Genomic DNA, 16,429 nt, shown 5'->3' with positions numbered 1-16,429 from the left:
TGCCCTCACCAGGACTTTCGTAGTAGAACGCGTTCTGACCAGGGGAAACGCAAGGCTCACCATACGCATGCGTATGTGTGTGGCGTACGGGGCATACGCGCGCGAGCCGCCGCCGGACTGCAGTCCGCGTCCCGCACTCCGCGATCTATGCCTTCCGGGCATGGTTCGTTGCCGAAAATGCTGGGGGATTAACGGCACCAGTGATTACCCGGGGTCCGTCGCACACCACTGTGCGGCACGGTGCAACCGCCAGGCAAATCCGCGGTGAATTTTGTGAAACCGGTTTCCCGGGGGCCGCGAACCGTTAATCTGCGTGACGTGACTCTTCAGCAGTTGCGCTACCTCATCGCGGTCGCGGACTACGGCACGATGACCGCGGCGGCCGAAGCCCTCTACGTGGCCCAGTCGGCGCTGTCCCGCGCCCTCAAGGCACTCGAGCACGAACTCGGCGGCGAACTCCTCGTACGCGAGGGGCGCAGCGTCGGGCTCACCGCCGAAGGCAAACGCGTGGTGCGGCTCGCCCGCACCGTGCTCGACACCGTCGGGGCGATCGAGGACGTCGGCCGGGCCGCCGAGGCGGCCCGCGTCAACGGCCTCCGCATCGCCACCACGCACACCCTCGCCGTCGACCTCACCGGCCGCATCGTCCCGGCGTTCGAGGCGGAGACCCCCGAGGTCTCCGTCGACGTCGTGCGCTGCCTCAGCCGCGAGGACGTCTTCGAATCGGTGCGCAGCGGACTCACCGCGCTCGGCCTCGTCGACGCACCCGTGCCCCAGGACCTGCGCTCGCACCGGCTCGCCGAACACGAGGTCGTCCTGGTGTCGCCGCCCTCCGAAGACCTGCCCGACCCGCTGCCCTGGGCGATGCTCAACGGCCTGCGCATGGCGATGCCGACGCGCGGGAGCGGACGCCGCTCGGAAATGGAGGCCATGTTCGCCACGCTGTGGGTGCGCCCGGTCGCCGCGGTCGAGACCGACGACCGCGTGCACTGGATCGCCTCGGTGCTCAACGGCGAAGGCTCGATGCTCTGGTACCGCGACATCGCGGCCGGCGTCTTCGGCGACTCGGCGGTCATCCGGTCCTTCGACCCGCCGCTGCTGCGCGCCGTGGCCATCGTGCACGCCCCCGAGGCGGCCGGCCGCCAGGCCCGCACCTTCATGGACTTCGCGCAGCGCGGGGGAGTGCGCGAATCCGGCGAGCTCTGACCCGGTACCGGGCCGCCGGACGCGAAGACGCCCGGGTGCGGGGCCACCGACGGCCCCGCACCCGGGCGTTCGTCATGCGGCCGGACGCCGGTCGGCGTCCGGCCGGCTCAGCGGAACCAGCGCCGCGGATGCCGCGCGAACATGAAGCCGCTGATGCCGAGCAGCATCGCGACCACGCCGCCCGCCGCGGTCCACACCCAGCGGCCCGTAGTCCCGGACAGCCACGCGTCGTCGCCGGTGTCGAAGCCGGCCATGGTCACCTTGCGGGTCTCCGCGGCCTGCCCCGGCTGCAGCACCTGGCCGCCGCGCGTGATCGGCACCAGCGGCGCCTTCAGCGAGTCGTCCTGGCCCGCATCCGGACCGATGTCGCCGTCGCCGTCCGCGGTCAGCTCCAGGGTGACCTTGAGCTTGAGGCCCAAGTCCTTCTCCTGGATCTCGGTGGCCGCTATGCGCACGTAGTACGTGCCCGGCAGCGGATCCGCCGACCATGCCTCCGACCACGGGCGGATGGTCCGCGGCCCGCAGTCGATCTTCACCTCGGCGTCCGCCGCCTGCGCGGTCGCCTGCGGGCGGCCGATCGCGCACGGCTGGTGCCGCCGTATCCCGTCGAACACGTCGACGCGCCACGTGGTCGGCGCGGTACGGCCGCCCGGCAGCGTGAGCGTCACCTTCGCACTGACGTCCTGTCCGGCCAGCGCCGGGAACGACCAGTACATGTACTCACCGGTCGACGCGGTCGCGGTCGTGGAGGTCTCCGCCTCCATCTTGCCCGCGGTCAGGAACGACGTACCGGGCAGCACATTCGTCCCGGACGAGTTGCCGGCACCGGACGAACCACCCGAACCGCCCGTGGCGTTCGGGCTCGGCGTCGAGGTCGCGGCCACCGCCGGCGTCCCGGCCAGCACCGCAGCGGCGGCAAGCGCCGACGCCAAGCGCACGGCCTTGCCCCGGAAAAGAGACGACTCGCGCATCACACAGCCCTCCGCATGCCCGAGAAGAACCGGACCAGCCAACCGAACAGCAGCCCGCCCACCAGGCCGACACCGGCCAGCACGCCCAGGAAGATCCAACCGCGGCCCAGACCGTGCGTGTCCGCCGCCTGCGCGTCCGACGCCGCCACCAGGTCGACCAGCAGTTCCACCGGCATGCCCGGCGTACGCGGCACGCCCGCATTCGCGTTGAACGCCGTGCTCACCATCAGGCACACGATCTTCGCGTCCTTCGCCTCGGGCTTGTCGTCGCCCTTGGCCGGCATCGAATACCGCAGACCGGCCGACTGGCCGTCCATGCGCCCGCTGCCCGCGTCCGTGTGCCGGGCCAGGTCGCGCCCGTCCTCGGTCGTCGCGGTGATCGTCACGTCGTAGTCGCGCGCCACCGCCCGGTCGATGCCGACCGTCGCGGACGCCCGCAGCTCCTGCCCGGGCAACTGCGGCACCCGGTACCACAGGTGCTGCTCGAACTCCTCGCGGTCGTTGTACACGCCCGGACCCAGCAGGGGCGCATCCGCGCAGCCGTTCGGGCTGCCCTTGACCGTCGTCGGCGTGGTGACCTCCTCGGCCTTCACCACCGCCCGGTCCACCAACTGCGTCACACGCTCGGACAGTTCCTGCGCGTTGTTCGCCGACGTGTACGTCCCGCCGGTGGCCGCCGCGATGCAGGTCAGCTGCTTGCGGGTCTTCTCGTCCGGCACCAGGCCCAGGGTGTCCACGACCAGGTTCAGCCCCGCGGCCGCCAACTCGCGTGCCACCTCGCACGGGTCCGGCGGCGCACAAGAGTCCTCGCCGTCCGTGATGAGGATGATCCGGCGGCTGGTCCCCGGCTCGTTGCCGAGGTCCTCCGCGGCCTTCCGCAGCGTGAGGCCGATCGGCGTCCACCCGGTCGTCGGCCGCTGCGCCGCGACCGCGACCTTCATGGCCGCCTTGTCCGGCTTCCCGACCGGCGCCAGCTGCGCGGTCTCCTGGCAGCCGGCCGCCTTGTTGTTGCCGGGATTTCCCTGCCCCAGGACGCGCAGACCCACGAGCGCCTCGCTCGGCAGCGCCTCCAGGATCTCGTTGAACGCCTTCTTGGCCGCGTCGATACGCGTCTGCCCGCCCGCGTCGTTCTGGTTCATGGACCCGCTCAGGTCCAGCACCAAGTCCACCTTGGGCGGCGGCGTATTGGCCGGCCCGTTGTCCGGGTCCGCGGCGGCCGGAGTGGCCCCGCCCAGCGCCGCGGCCACGAGCAAGGCGCCTATGCCTGCCGCGATCCGTCGTTTCGTTGTTGTCATCACGGGGGAGGATCCTACGGATCATCAGGGGCGCGCCGCTGGGGCGCGCACCGCCTATTTCCGGTCGCGCCCCGATCACCCGTGCCGGTTGGCCGTTTTGCTCACCCCAGGGCGTCGCGGATCCGGGTGAGCGGATCCCCGCCGAGCGCAGCACCGCCGGGGGACCAGGGCGGGGTGCTCGCGGTCTCGCCGGGCGGCGGGTAGCGGCAGCCGGCGCCGACGGCGACACTCAGCCAATCGCCTTGCACGGTGTCGACATAGAAGCCGATGCCGTCGCCCTGCGCGCTGATTCCGCCCACTTTGGCGCCATCGCCGGTGGGATACGTCATGAAGGTGTCCACTTCGTATCCGCGGCTCAGCCAGTGGTCGCGCAGTTTGGTGAGCCGTTCCGGATGCAACGGGCGCGGCAAGGCGATGTTGTACGAGTGGAAGACCTTGTACCTGCCGTCCTTGTGGAAGGACCCATCGGACCGCTCACACGACAGCACCAGCGGATGGATGCTGTCCGTCTTCACTTTCCCGTCGACCATGTGGTCGATCTCGGCGGCGTAGCGCTTGGCCAGCGCGATGGTGTCGGCGACCGACACCACACGCAGGTCCTTGTCGCGGTTCTCCACATCGTCCTCGATTCCGCACGAGGTGAGGGCCAGGGCTGCGACGCAGAGCCAGACTCCGCACCGGAGTCGGACCCGTGCTGAGATCGCCGCATTTCGTCGGTTCATGCGGCGGCTAGGCGAGCTTGGGGTCGGGCAGCGTCTCGACCACCGGACGGTCTGCCGGATTCGGGCTGTCGTACATGCCCATGACGACGCGTCTCTGGTTGTCGAGCGAGCGATCGGGCCGACCATTGGTCTCGTCCCAGTAGCTATTGTGGCCGCCTGAGTTGGCTTCCAAGCGGACCCCGCCGAACCGCTCGTCACCGGGGATGACGCGATCCTGAGGGCGGGTGTAACTGTCGACCCCGCCGTGCGCGTAGCTGCCGAACTCCGCGATGTTGTCGTCCGGCGCCTCCAGCGCCCAGACGTGGCCCTTGCCGACCTGGAGGTCGTCCGCACTGTCCACGTGCATGCCGGGGCTGCCCTGGACGAGGATGTCGTCCACCGCGATCCCGCTTCAGCAGGTTGCTCCGCTCTCGGCCGAGTTCGTGCGACGCATTCGGCTGCGTCATCAACGGCTCGATCTCGGCCAGCCGGGTCTCCAGCGCCGCCTGGTTGGCCTGGTTGCGCACCGCGGCCGGGATGCCGTCCAGGCTGCCGATCTCCTGGGTGTACGCACCGAGGTACAAGTCCTTCTGCTGCGGCGTCAGTCCGGCCCACCACGCGGCCGTCTGCTGCGGGTTCATGCCGGCGGGATCGGCCCGGCGCCCTGCAGGCCCGCGGCCCGCCGCAGGTCGTCCTTGACGTTCTGCAGCGACGCGGCGTAGTCCGCGCCGTTGACCTCGCCGGGCAGCAATGACGCGAGGACGCCGGCGAACCGGGCGTCCGCCTCGGTGGCCTGGCGCAGGATGCCCTCGATCTCCACCCGGTAGCTGTCGAGCTTGGTCTGCACGGCGGCCGCGGCGTCGGGTGCCATCAACGGTGTCGACGAACTGGTCGCGACGGTGAACGCCTCACCTTGCGCGGTGACCGACAAGCCGTCCAATTGAGCCCTGCCCAGTACCCCGTTGAGCAGGTTCTGCAGGCGCTGGAACTCGTCCGCGACCGGCACCAGGGCGGTGTGGATGCTCTTTGCCTCGACAGCGGCGATGCCGATCCGGCCTGCCACGCGTTCCAGGGAGTCGTCCGCCACTCCTGAGGTCATGCCCGTCCATCCGGCCCGGGCGGTCTGCCGGCAGACGGCGTTGCGGTACGAGATCTCGGTGGCGCCGAGCTGGGTGAGCAGCTTGCGCCACGTCTCCAAGTGCTCGCGCATACCGTCGAAGCGGGCCATCCGCAGATCGTCGAAGGTCACCATCGCGGTCAGCCGTTCAGGGTGAACAGCTTGTCGTTCTCGCGTTCGGCCGCTTCATAGGCGCAGCGGGTGCGAAGGATCTTGTCACCGGTGGCCTGCGCCATCCTGGAGACCTCCGCCAGCTCCGCACGCCAGTCCACCGCGAGCAGGCCCATCTGGAAGTTGGTGGCGAAGCCGTATGTGCCGGGCGGCGCACCGATTTCCAGGCTGCGGGCCAGCGTCTCGAGGAACCGCGCCACTTGGAAGGCGCCGTCCTCGGCCGGCTTCAGCAGTCGGGGGTCGACGCGGTAGGCGCCGGCGCCCTTCGAGGTCGGGTTCAGTGCCCCGAGCAGATCGGGCCGGTCACGCGAGCCATCCGGAGGCAAATTGATCTGCGGGGAAGGCAATTGCTGAGTCGGCGGAGTGCCGCCCGGCGGTGTCGAACCGGAAGGTGCCTGGCCGGTCGCCGACGGTGTCGGCTCGGTCGTGGGCGGCGTGCCGGGAGTGTCGGCCAAGGTAATCGTCCCCCGATGATCGCGGTTGGCCACGGATCACGAAGGTAGCAGCCGGATTCGTCGACTTCCTTGCCAGGAAAAGGATTCGGCCAACTACTGGGCAGCGCCGGGGCGGGGTCCGGTGACCATCGGGGCGAGGAAGCGGCGGGCGAAGTCGCCGGCGGCGGACTCGTCGTCGACCGGGACGATGCTCTGCGGGGTGAGCACGAAGGAGATCGTCAGGCGGACGAAGATCTCGGCGACGCGGGCGGCTTCGTCGGCGTCCACGGCGGTGGCGTCGGGGGCGCGGACGAAGGAAGCCGCCAGGTAGTCCCGGATGACGGCGAGGAGCGGGCCGCCGCGCGTGGTGAGGTAGGGCAGCGCGGTGTCCGGCTCGAGTTCGAGGAGGCGGCCGATCAGGGCGCTGCGGGCGTCGCGCAGGGCCAGCACGAAGCCGGCCACGATGCGTTCCTCCATGGTGGGGAGGGCGGCGACTTCGGCGTCGAAGGCGGCGAGGAAGCGCCGGCATTCCCGGACGAGGACGGCTTCGACCAGGGTGTTCTTCGTGTCGAAGCGGCGGTAGACGGTCACCCGGCCGACCCCGGCTCGTCGGGCGACGTCCTCGACGGTGGAGCGGCGCAGGCCGAAGGTGGCGAACTGCTCCCGGGCCGCGTCGAGGATGCGCTCGGTGGTGGCATCGGTCGCGTCGGCGGCTCCGTCGGCGGCCAGCGCGCGGGCGAGTACGGAAGACCCCGTCGTGTTCATCGGGTCCCGATGGTACCCAGGAGTTCGAAGACGCGCGGGGCGAGGATCGCGGGTGCGCGGCGGGCCGGGGCAGGGATGAACGCGGTGGCGGTCCGGATCCGGCGGGCGGCGCGGTCGACGTCGTGCGCCTCGGCGGCGGTGAGGGCGAGGTTGCAGCGCTTGCGCAGCGTCTCGGGGAGTGCGGCCACGGTGATCAGGTAGTACATCCGGCTTGTGGGCGCGGTGAGTTCGTGCCAGCGCCGGTCGGGGAGCCGGTGCAGGGCATTCGGCTTCGCGGGGCTGCGGATGCCGTCGAGGAGTTCGCGCAGCGCGCGGGTGTCCTCCAGTACGTGCTCGACCGTGTGGTCGTGGTAGGCGAGGAACTCTGCCCAGGTAGACGGGAGATCCTGCGGGCGTACGCCGAGGACCAGGCCGAGGCGGACGCTGTCCGCGTAATAGGCGTCCAGCTCGGCCCGCGTCATGGGACGGCCGAACATCGCGTGCGCGTCGACGACCACCTTGACGAGCGTGAGGTGCACCCAGGCGTACGCTGCGGGGTCCAGCGCGTGGTACTTGCGGCCGAGTTCGTCGGTGCCGCGTATCGCGCGGTGCAGGACGCGGAGCCGCTCGGACTCGGCGGCCGCGCGGCGCGGGCCGCCGTAGACGACCGTGGTGATCGAGCGGTAGGTGCGCTTGAAGCGGCCGTACGGATCGCTCCGGTAGTCCGAGTGCTCCACGACACCCGCGCCGACCACCGGGTGCGCGACCTGCATCGCGAGCACCTGAGCGGTCAGTCCGAAGCCGCGTATGTCGCCGAACCTGCGCCACAACTCGCTGCCGCGAGGCGGCCCCGCCGGCCGTTCCCTGAGGGCCGCCGTGCTCGGCGACGTGCTCTGCATGGCCACCAACTCTCTTGTGGGACAAGCCTGCTGACGGTGTGTCCGGGGTACTTCCAGGGTCGGCATTCCGATGACACAAGTCAACGTCAAATGTATCTTTGGATCATCGCGCGACCAGTCCACCACAGCCCGGCCCGGCAACCAGCAGGGGGCGCACAGATGACACGCACGATCACCGCGGAACAGCAGGCGTTCGTCGAAGCCGTGAAGGACTTCGTACGGCGCGAATGCGGCACCCGGGAACGCCGCCTGGAACTCACCGGCGGCGGCACGCGCACCCACAGCGACGAGCTCTACCGCAAGATGGCCGGGCTCGGCTGGCTCGGCGTCGCGATCCCCGAGGAGCTCGGCGGCGCGGGCGGCGGCATGGTCGACGCCTGCCTGTTCCTGGAGGAGACTGCGTACGGCATGGCGCCCATCGGCGGCCACGGACCCGCGCGCATCACCGCCGGCGTCTACCAGCGCTTCGGCACCCCGGCGCAGCGCGAGTCCGTCCTCAAGCGCTTCTGCGAAGGCTCGGTGCTGGCCATCTCGATGTCCGAGCCCGGCGCCGGATCGGATGTCGGCGCACTCACCTGCCGCGCCGAACGCACCGCCGACGGCTGGCGCGTCAACGGCCAGAAGACCTGGTGCTCCAACGCGCACTTCGCCGACTCGATCCTGCTCATCGCGCGCACCGACAGCTCCGGCGACAAGCACCAGGGCCTCACGATGTTCCACGTCCCGGCGGGCACCGCTGGGCTGGACATCCGGCAGATCGACACCATGGGCGGCCGCGAGGTCAACGACCTGTTCTTCACCGACCTCGAACTCCCCGCGGACGCCGTGGTCGGCGAGGTCGACCACGCGTGGCGCCAGCTCATGGGCGGCCTCAACACCGAGCGCCTCATCCTCGCCGCGATGATGCTCGGCACCGCCCGCCGCGCCTTCGACGACACCCTCGCCTACATCAAGCAGCGCGAGCAGTTCGGGCAGCCCATCGGCAGCTTCCAGGCCCTCGCGCACCGCATCGCCGACCTGGCCACCGAACTCGAGTGCTGCACCCTGCTGGTCTACTCGGTCGCCGCCCAGGTCGACAGCGACCCGGCCCGGCTGCTGCCCCGCCAGGCGTCCATGGCCAAGCTCAAGGTCACCGAGACCGCCAAGCGCATCGCCCTGGAGGGCATGCAGATGATGGGCGGCTACGGCTATGCCACCGAGTACGAGATGGAACGCCACGTCCGGGCGACCGTCGTGTCCACGATCTACGGCGGCACCAGCGAGATCCAGCGCGAGATCATCGCGAAGACGTACGGCCTCTGAGGTCCGGGCATTTCGGACGCCGGTCGCCTCTGCCGTCGGCAGAGGGGCGGCCGGCGCCCGCGCATTCTGGACACTGCCCGCCGCGCCGGACGATGGCAGCCGGACCGCCCGCTTAGCGTGATCGGCAGCCGTCCGGCAACCTTCCGGCGACCGTCCCGATTGCGAGGCCCGATGTCCGACGACGTCTACTACTGGCAGGCCGCCCGCCGTGTGTGGCACCAACTGGAGCCGGTGTACGCGCCGTTCTTCTACGCCCCGGAGGTCTTCGCGGAGGCCGCCCGCCTCGGATACGCCGCGGACACCCGCTGGCCCTGGTACTTCCCGTTCCGCGCGGCCCCGCTGGGCGAAGCCGGTCCCCGCCAGGTCACCGCGGCCTTCTACAGCTTCAGCCCCGCCATGGTCGCCCGGCACATCGGCCCCGCGTGGACCGTCGCGGACGCCGGCCAGGTGCTGGAGGGCCGCCTGCGGGCCGTCGACAGCATGTACCGCACGCTCCTCGGCGACCAGCTCGGCAGCCCCGAACTCGCCGAGGCGGCCGCGCTGGTCCGCCGCGCCGCGGAGGCCGCGGACACCGTCGGCCGCCCGCTCGCCTCGGCCACCGCCGACCTGCCGTGGCCCGACGAACCGCACCTGGCCCTGTGGCAGGGCATCTCCCTGCTGCGCGAGCACCGCGGGGACGGCCACGTCGCCGCGCTGGTCACGCACGGGCTCGACGGCTGCGAGGCGCTCGTCTCGTTCGCCGCGATCGGCGCCGCCCCGGCGGAGACCTTCGCAAGCCGCGAGTGGACCGACGAGGAGTGGGCCGCGGCCACCGACCGCCTGCGCTCGCGCGGCTGGCTGGACGCGGACGGGAACGCCACCGACACCTGCCGCGAGGCCCGCGACCTGATCGAGCGGCAGACCGACCAACTGGCCTCCGGGCCTTGGCGCGCGCTGGGGGAGAAGTCCATCGACCGGCTCCTGGAGGTCAACGTCCCGCTGCTGACGGCTGCGCTGCTGTCCGGGCTGCTGCCGTCCACCAACACGCTGGGGATCGCAAACGTGCAGGCGCCGGTCTGGTAGCCACGCGGTCTTCTCGAGGGACGCGGTGCGGCGGGCGGACGGCGGAGTGATCCCGGCCGCCTGCCTGCCGCCGTCCCTTTTGTCGGTGCGTCGTCGTCTGCCCGGCCCGCTAGCCTCCCCGGCATGTTCGACGAATCCGCGCTGTGGGAACGCCTCGCCGACCACCTTCCGCGCGCCGACGCCGAAGAGATCCTGGGCTTCCGGGACATCGGCGAGCAGGAAGGCGGCATCGACCACCTCGTCGCCGCACTCGTGACGCACCAGGTCCCGATCACCGGGACCGAGCGCGCCGAGATCGCCGTACTGGCCGAGATCTGGTCGGTCCGCGAGATGGTCGAATCCCGGCTCGCTCAGTGCCTGGCGGCGGGCGAAGCCGAGCCGGGCCTCCTTGTGCTGCCTGCGGACACACCCACTTCGCCGGCGTACCCGACGGCCGGCGAACTCGTCGTCGTGCCCTGGATCACCTGCACGCGCTGCGACCGCACGTTGGTACGGGCACACCTTTACGAGGAGTGGGACGACCTGTCCTTCCTGCCCGAGTACTACGGGATCCGCGACCCGCAGCAGAGCCTGACCGCGGCGCGCTTCGGGCCGCACGACGTCAAGGCGGCGTTCTCCTGCCTTCTGGCCGTCTGCCCCCACGAACCTGCGGCATGACGACGCCTCAAATGCCTTGTGCCGATCCGCCCCTCTTTTTATAGTCACCTCGACTATTAAAGGGGGGCGGGCATGAGCCTGACCGAGATACTCGAACCACTCCAGAGACCGCTGTTCACGCTGCTCGACACGCCGTTCAGCTGGGTCGAGGTCCTGGGCTTCGGCAGCGGCGCGCTCTGCGTATGGCTCGTCGCGCGCCAGCACATCGCCAACTGGCCGATCGGCATCGCCAACAACATCTTCTTCATCCTGCTCTTCACCGACGCCGCGCTCTACGCGGACGCCGGGCTGCAGGTCGTCTTCATCGTGCTGGCCGTCTTCGGCTGGCGCGCCTGGCTGCGCGGCGGCGGCCCCGGCACCTCCGACGCCCTCGCGGTGCGCCGCACCACGCGTACCGAATGGCTGTGGCTCGCGGCCGCGGGCGCGGCCGGCACCGCCGGGATCGCGATCCTGCTCGACCGGGCCACCGATTCGCAGGTCCCGTTCTGGGACGCACTGACCACCGCGCTGTCGCTGGTCGCGACGTACGGCCAGTGCCGAAAGCTGGTCGAGTCCTGGTGGATCTGGATCGCCGCGGACATCGTCTACATCCCGCTGTACGCGTACAAGGAGCTCTACCTGACCTCGATCCTGTACGCCGGGTTCCTCGCCCTGTGCGTCGTCGGCCTGCGCAACTGGCAGCGTGCCGAGGCGGCGACCCGCCTCGATGCCGTCGCCGGCGCCCGACCGGCCCGGGAGGCTGCGGCATGACGCGCTTCGGCCACGGCCTGGTGCTCGGCAAGTTCTATCCGCCGCACGCCGGCCACCACCACCTCGTCCGCACCGCGCAGGCCCGCTGCGAGCGGCTCACCGTGCTCGTGTGCGCGGCGTCCGTCGAGTCGGTCCCGCTCGCCGACCGGGTCGCGTGGATGCGCGACGAACACCCGGACGTGCATGTCGTCGGGGCCATGGACGACCATCCCGTCGACCTGCACGACGCGGCGATCTGGGACGCCCACATGGCCGTCTTCCAGGCTGCGGTACCGGACCGCGTCGACGCCGTCTTCAGTTCCGAGGAGTACGGCGCCGAACTCGCCCGGCGCTTCGGCGCGGCCGAGGTGTGCGTCGACCTCGACCGCACCCGGTATCCGGTCTCCGGCACCGCGGTACGCAAAGACCCCGTCGGCTCCTGGGAGTTCCTCGCCCCCGCGGTCCGCGGCGCGCTCGCCCGGCGGGTGGTCGTCCTGGGCGCGGAGTCCACCGGCACCACCACGCTCTCCCTCGCGCTCGCCGCGCACTACCGGGCACGCGGCGGCGTGTGGGCGCAGACGGGGTACGTCGCCGAATACGGCCGCCGATACAGTGAACTCATGCTCGCCCGGGCCCAGGCCGAGAACCCGCAGGCCACCTGGGAGGACATCGAGTTCCGCACGGAGGAGTTCCCGGTGATCGCCCGGCAGCAGGACGCCGACGAGGAAGCCGCGGCGCGCAGCGGCTCGCCCGTCCTCTTCTGCGACACCGACTCGTTCGCCACCACCATCTGGCACGAGCGCTACATGGGCGGACGCAACCCGGAGGTCGAGGCCATCGCCGCCCGCACCCGGCGGCAGCTCTACATCCTCACCCACCACGAGGACGTGCCCTTCGAGGACGACGGACTGCGCGACGGACCCGAACTGCGGCCTTGGATGACCGGCCGCTTCCACGACGAACTGACGTCCACCGGGCGCCGGTTCATCACCGTGCGCGGAACCCGCGAGCAGCGGCTCGCCACTGCGGTCGCGGCGGTGGACGGACTGCTCGCCGAGGGCTGGCACTTCGCCGACCCGCTGCCCGAACGCCGATGAGCACGGGCAGCCCCGCGCACGACGGGTCGGCGCGGGACGTTTCGCGGGCCGGACGCTTGGCCGCCGAACGCTTGGACGTCGACCGCTTGGACACCGGACGCTTGGCCGCCGAACGCCCGGAGGGCTACGACCCCCGGGCGTTCGAACCGTTCGCGGTCACCGTCGACCTCGCGGTCTTCACCATCCGCGCCGGGCAGCTGCACACACTCCTCATCCGCCGTGGCGAACCGCCGTACGCGGGCCGCTGGGCGCTGCCCGGCGGCTTCCTGCATGCCCGCGAATCCGCGGAGGACGCGGCCCGGCGCGAACTCGCCGAGGAGACCGGGCTCCCCGACGCGCTCGTCGCAGACCTGCAGCTCGAACAACTGCGCACGTACAGCGCTCCGGACCGCGACCCGCGCATGCGCGTCGTGTCCGTGGCGTACACCGCCCTGGTCCCCGACCTGCCGGAACCGGCCGCGTCCGGTGGCGGCGACGCGGACCAGGCCCGCTGGACGCCGGTCGCCACGGTCGGCCCGCTGGCCTTCGACCACGCCGCGATCCTCGCCGATGCGCTTGACCGCACCGGAGCCAAGCTCGAATACACCTGCGTGGCAACGGCGTTCTGCCCACCGGAGTTCACCCTGGGCGAGCTGCAGCAGGTCTACGAGACCGTCTGGGGCGCGACGCTCGACCGCCCCAACTTCCGCCGCAAGGTGCTGGCCAGCCCCGGCTTCGTGACCCCGGTGCCCGGCGCGTCCCGCCTCACCGGCGGCCGCGGCAAGCCGGCGGCCCTCTACCGCCGCGGCCCGGCGACCACTCTGCACCCGCCGCTGCTGCGCCCGCGCTGACCCTGGGTACGAGCCGCACAACGGGCAATCCCCACAACGGACGAGATTCCCCGGCCGAACGATCCGCCGCCCGGTCGAAGAATCTGCGCCCCCGCGCGGCGAGGATCATGCCGTGCCCAAGATCGCCGACGCCGCCGACCCCACACCCGAATCCACCGACTCCGCGAAGCTTGCCGAGCCCGCCGACGCGGTGCCCCCAGCCCCGCGCTGGGCCGTCCACCTCGCCCACGCGATCACCCTGATCTCGCTCCCCACGTGCGTCTGGCGTCTGATGCTGGCGGCCGGCCACCAGGGCGGCTACACGGACGAGGGCTACGAGGCCCTGGGCATGGACCTCTTCGGGCGCACCTGGGTGGTGATCCTCAGCGTCGGTTCCGAACTCCTCGCCTTGGCCGCGCTGTACCTGATCAGTGAACGCCCGGTCCGCCTCCCGACCTGGCTCCCGCGCCTCGGCGGCCGAACGCTCACTCCCCGCACCGTCATCCGCCTGGGCTGGACCGTCGCCATCGCGATGACGGTCCTCGGCGGCCAGTTCGCCTTCTGGTGGGTCGTCCCGCAGGACGACATGACCGAGACCGGAAGCCTATGGGTGGGCCTGGCGTACCAGCCTTTGGTCATCTGGGGCCCGGCGATGGCAGCCCTGACCCACTCCTACAAGCTCCGCCACACGGCGAACTCGGCTGCGGTCAGTAGCGTCGTGGCATGAGCGACCACGCCGTGAAGGACGCGTAGTTCCACTCGCTGCTCGGTGACTTGGTGGCGCCGCCGACCCACAGCCCGATGCCCGCCGGGCCCGCCTCGGCGGTGAACAACGCCGTCGCACCCCGAGGTGTCTCGACATACTGCGCCTTCTGCGCCGGCCACACCGGCAGCGTGACGGCGTAACCGGTCTCGGTGTTCATGGTGTAGCCGACGGCCACCGGCCCGGTCACCGTGAACGCCACGTCCTCGAGATGCACGTGCGGATCGGCAGGAACGGCCACGGCCTGCCACTCCCGGCCGTTCCAGCGGAAGGCTGCCGGTGTGTGCGGGATGCCCAGTTCGGTGAAGAAGCCCACGGCCCAGGTTCCGTACACCCGATCGGTACGGACGGCCTCCAGCCACACGTTGCGGTCCGGGGCAGCGTCCGCACGGGTCCACGAGCGGCCGTCGTAGTGCACGGTCAGGTTGCCGACGCCGACCAGCCAGACGTCGTCGGGCGCGGCAGCGGCGACGTCCGAGACCCAGTAACCGTCCCACGGCCGGTCGCCAAGCGCGGCGCCGGTCTCCACCTCGGACCAGGCGGTCCCGTCGAAGTGCCGGACGGTGGTCTTCAGGCCGCCCGCCGCGTTGTATCCGTACCCGACGGCCCACACATCGTCCGGCCCACTTGCGGAGACCGCGGTCAACCCGCCCGCCGGCCCGAAGCCGTCGGCGTCGACGGGCTGCCACGACGTCCCGTCCCAGTGCGCGATGAACTGGCGCGGCACGCCACCGCTCGGCGTCGCGACGAACCATGTCCCGACCGCCCAGGCATCCCGCGGGCCTACCGCGGCGATTCCGTCCAGCCGGGCCTCCGTCGAACCGGGCGGCAACTGCACATGATCCGAGGCCCATTGCCTGCCATCCCAGCGGGTGGCCAGGGGGACGAAACGCGGCTCCGCGTCGGTACCCGAGTCGAAGCCCACCGAGAACGTCGTACCACCGGCACTGTCGATCGCCGAGACGCCGCCGTTGTCGGTCACCGAGGCGGGGATACGCCAGGCATCGCCTGTGCCCCCGCCTCCGCCGGGCTCCCCGGCCACCACCACATCGCCCACCGGCACCGCGATGGCACCCGGAGCCGCGGTCGGCACCGCCACCGCCGCCACCGCGAGAGCCGCTGCGACCGCGAACACGCGACGGCCGGTCTTGATCCGGGACAAGAACGCCACTTGGCCTCCTCACAAGGAACGACCGAACCTCGGCCGCCGCCCCGTACAGAGTCGAGCCGCGCCCCTTGCGTTCGCCCGCGATCAGAATTCCCGAACGACCGCCGGCCCGGTTGCCCGCAGACATCAGGGGTGGCACGCCGACGCCCGCTGAAGCCCTGTGATCGTGGGCGTTGGCGTTCAGCTGACCACGTGGCCACCGAACTCCACGATTTCGTGGCCATCGCTGTGCAACGGGATCACCATGCGGGCGCTGTCGAGCGTGATGACGAGCCCGAGGTCCAGCACCTCGTCTACATCGCGCACCGGTGCGCCGAGCAGCCGCACCAAATGCGCGGCGTAGCAGGGGTCGGACGCCTCGACGGGTTGTCCGCCGACCACTTCGATGCGCGGCAAGCGGTACGCGTTCATCGTCCCTGCGGTCCAGTGCAACTGGACGTAGTCGGCCACGAAGGTCACCGACTCCAGAAACCCGCCGCGGATGGGATCGAGCCAATGGGGTGCGTCGTATGGCTCGGGAGGGTCGACGTCCGCCAGGTCCAGGTCGGTGAACGAGGCGGTGATGAAGGCGTGGCGTGCGGCTTCCTCGCCGAAGGCGCGGCTGCCGACGGGCGGCGAACAGTCGAGGAAGTACGTCTCCTCGTCGTCGGACCGCAGCCCGGTAGCGTCCCAACGGGTGCAGCGTCGGGTCCGCAACGCCACGTCGTAGAGGTGATGCCCCCAACGCCCCCGTCCGCGGGCGGTGATCGTGTCGACCTGCTTCATGGGGCGCCCTTCCACCGGTCCGGATGAATCAGAGCTCGTGGTCCGTGGCGAGTGCGTCCCAGGGGGTGGCTTGCAGGCCGGGGGTGGCGGTTGCTTTCGTGGGGGCGTCGAGGCTGTCCTGGAACCACACGATCACCAGATGAGAGCGGTACAGCGGCTGGTCCAGTCCCTGGTCGACAGGGCGTGAGTAGAAAGTGCCTGTGCAGGTGACCGCAGGGAACCTCTCCATGGGGCCGAACGCGCCGACGAAGCCGTCCGGGTTCACGCGCGTCGGCTCGACCACGTGCACAGGCGCCGAGTGCGCGGCTTTGGTCCGCGTCACGAGGGCGTCGAGCTTCATGTCGTTCCAACGCCGGAACGGGTAGCCCTCCAGCATGCCGCCGTAGGTCGACGACATCCGCAGCTCGGACAGCGCGACTGTGCGACCGGAATCAAGGACCACCTGGGAAAGCGCCATGCGCGGGACCGTACCGAGGGCTGATGGCCGAGGGCACCCGGATATTCGGATGCCCGGCGGACGAGCCGTCCGCGGACTTCCG

Annotated in this window: 19 protein-coding genes; 8 read left to right on the top strand and 11 right to left on the bottom strand. The window is 71.0% G+C overall.

Features of this window, described 5'->3' with window-relative positions; genetic code table 11:
- The first annotated feature begins 318 nt into the window (after positions 1-318).
- Entirely contained in the window at positions 319-1,206 is an 888-nt protein-coding gene (locus LZ495_RS27585; RefSeq protein WP_235055619.1) for a LysR family transcriptional regulator, read from the top strand.
- A gap of 107 nt (positions 1,207-1,313) precedes the next feature.
- Here LZ495_RS27585 and LZ495_RS27580 read toward each other — a convergent pair whose 3' ends face one another.
- From LZ495_RS27580 to LZ495_RS27545, 8 genes are all read right to left on the bottom strand, one after another.
- Positions 1,314-2,177 (bottom strand): peptidase, encoded by an 864-nt coding sequence (locus LZ495_RS27580; RefSeq protein ID WP_235055618.1) that lies wholly within the window; start codon positions 2,175-2,177, stop codon positions 1,314-1,316.
- Complete coding sequence (locus LZ495_RS27575; protein WP_235055617.1) at positions 2,177-3,472, bottom strand: VWA domain-containing protein; 1,296 nt, start codon at positions 3,470-3,472, stop codon at positions 2,177-2,179. Before LZ495_RS27575 ends, LZ495_RS27580 begins: the two co-directional genes overlap by 1 nt.
- Positions 3,473-3,573: 101 nt before the next feature.
- Positions 3,574-4,194 (bottom strand): hypothetical protein, encoded by a 621-nt coding sequence (locus LZ495_RS27570; protein ID WP_235055616.1) that lies wholly within the window; start codon positions 4,192-4,194, stop codon positions 3,574-3,576.
- A gap of 7 nt (positions 4,195-4,201) precedes the next feature.
- On the bottom strand, positions 4,202-4,573 hold the full coding sequence (locus tag LZ495_RS27565) for an alpha/beta hydrolase (protein ID WP_235055615.1): 372 nt from the start codon (positions 4,571-4,573) through the stop codon (positions 4,202-4,204).
- A gap of 237 nt (positions 4,574-4,810) precedes the next feature.
- Positions 4,811-5,401, bottom strand: a complete 591-nt coding sequence (locus LZ495_RS27560; RefSeq protein ID WP_235055614.1) for a hypothetical protein — start codon at positions 5,399-5,401, stop codon at positions 4,811-4,813.
- 29 nt (positions 5,402-5,430) lie between these two features.
- A complete protein-coding gene (locus LZ495_RS27555) occupies positions 5,431-5,949 on the bottom strand; it encodes a hypothetical protein (RefSeq protein WP_235055613.1) in 519 nt (172 codons plus the stop codon).
- Positions 5,950-6,009: 60 nt separating this feature from the next.
- Entirely contained in the window at positions 6,010-6,660 is a 651-nt protein-coding gene (locus tag LZ495_RS27550) for a TetR/AcrR family transcriptional regulator (protein WP_235055612.1), read from the bottom strand.
- The gene (locus LZ495_RS27545) at positions 6,657-7,538 is read right to left on the bottom strand and encodes an oxygenase MpaB family protein (RefSeq protein WP_235055611.1); all 882 of its coding nucleotides are present in this window, start codon (positions 7,536-7,538) and stop codon (positions 6,657-6,659) included. The genes LZ495_RS27550 and LZ495_RS27545 overlap by 4 nt, the downstream gene beginning before the upstream one ends.
- Before the next feature lie 159 nt (positions 7,539-7,697).
- Between LZ495_RS27545 and LZ495_RS27540 the strand changes: the two genes are divergently transcribed.
- The 7 genes from LZ495_RS27540 to LZ495_RS27510 all read left to right on the top strand — a co-directional run bounded on the left by LZ495_RS27540 (position 7,698) and on the right by LZ495_RS27510 (position 13,921).
- Positions 7,698-8,840 carry an acyl-CoA dehydrogenase family protein gene (locus LZ495_RS27540; RefSeq protein WP_235055610.1) on the top strand — a complete coding sequence of 381 codons (1,143 nt, stop codon included), beginning with the start codon at positions 7,698-7,700 and terminating at the stop codon, positions 8,838-8,840.
- 171 nt (positions 8,841-9,011) lie between these two features.
- Positions 9,012-9,902 (top strand): SCO6745 family protein, encoded by an 891-nt coding sequence (locus LZ495_RS27535; protein ID WP_235055609.1) that lies wholly within the window; start codon positions 9,012-9,014, stop codon positions 9,900-9,902.
- A 123-nt stretch (positions 9,903-10,025) separates the two neighbouring features.
- Positions 10,026-10,559 (top strand): hypothetical protein, encoded by a 534-nt coding sequence (locus LZ495_RS27530; protein ID WP_235055608.1) that lies wholly within the window; start codon positions 10,026-10,028, stop codon positions 10,557-10,559.
- A 72-nt stretch (positions 10,560-10,631) separates the two neighbouring features.
- Entirely contained in the window at positions 10,632-11,309 is a 678-nt protein-coding gene (gene pnuC, locus LZ495_RS27525; RefSeq protein WP_235055607.1) for a nicotinamide riboside transporter PnuC, read from the top strand.
- Complete coding sequence (locus LZ495_RS27520) at positions 11,306-12,385, top strand: AAA family ATPase (RefSeq protein WP_235055606.1); 1,080 nt, start codon at positions 11,306-11,308, stop codon at positions 12,383-12,385. Before pnuC ends, LZ495_RS27520 begins: the two co-directional genes overlap by 4 nt.
- A 101-nt stretch (positions 12,386-12,486) precedes the next feature.
- Positions 12,487-13,215, top strand: a complete 729-nt coding sequence (locus LZ495_RS27515; RefSeq protein WP_235055629.1) for an NUDIX hydrolase — start codon at positions 12,487-12,489, stop codon at positions 13,213-13,215.
- 112 nt (positions 13,216-13,327) lie between these two features.
- Positions 13,328-13,921, top strand: coding sequence for a hypothetical protein (locus LZ495_RS27510; protein ID WP_235055605.1), 594 nt, complete (start codon positions 13,328-13,330; stop codon positions 13,919-13,921).
- On the opposite strand, the gene LZ495_RS27505 is transcribed toward LZ495_RS27510, so the two are convergent.
- The 3 genes from LZ495_RS27505 to LZ495_RS27495 all read right to left on the bottom strand — a co-directional run bounded on the left by LZ495_RS27505 (position 13,902) and on the right by LZ495_RS27495 (position 16,347).
- Positions 13,902-15,128, bottom strand: coding sequence for a beta propeller repeat protein (locus tag LZ495_RS27505; protein WP_235055604.1), 1,227 nt, complete (start codon positions 15,126-15,128; stop codon positions 13,902-13,904). The two genes, LZ495_RS27510 and LZ495_RS27505, sit on opposite strands and share 20 nt — an antisense overlap.
- Positions 15,129-15,305: 177 nt before the next feature.
- Positions 15,306-15,890: a hypothetical protein gene (locus LZ495_RS27500; RefSeq protein WP_235055603.1), complete on the bottom strand. Its 585-nt coding sequence runs from the start codon at positions 15,888-15,890 to the stop codon at positions 15,306-15,308.
- Between the two features lie 28 nt (positions 15,891-15,918).
- On the bottom strand, positions 15,919-16,347 hold the full coding sequence (locus LZ495_RS27495) for a hypothetical protein (RefSeq protein WP_235055602.1): 429 nt from the start codon (positions 16,345-16,347) through the stop codon (positions 15,919-15,921).
- Between the last annotated feature and the right edge of the window lie 82 nt (positions 16,348-16,429).

It is taken from the genome of Yinghuangia soli (genome assembly GCF_021502675.1).
Classification (GTDB): domain Bacteria; phylum Actinomycetota; class Actinomycetes; order Streptomycetales; family Streptomycetaceae; genus Yinghuangia; species Yinghuangia soli.
Note: the sequence above shows the minus strand (reverse complement) of the source record. Positions and strands in the feature narration are given on the sequence as shown.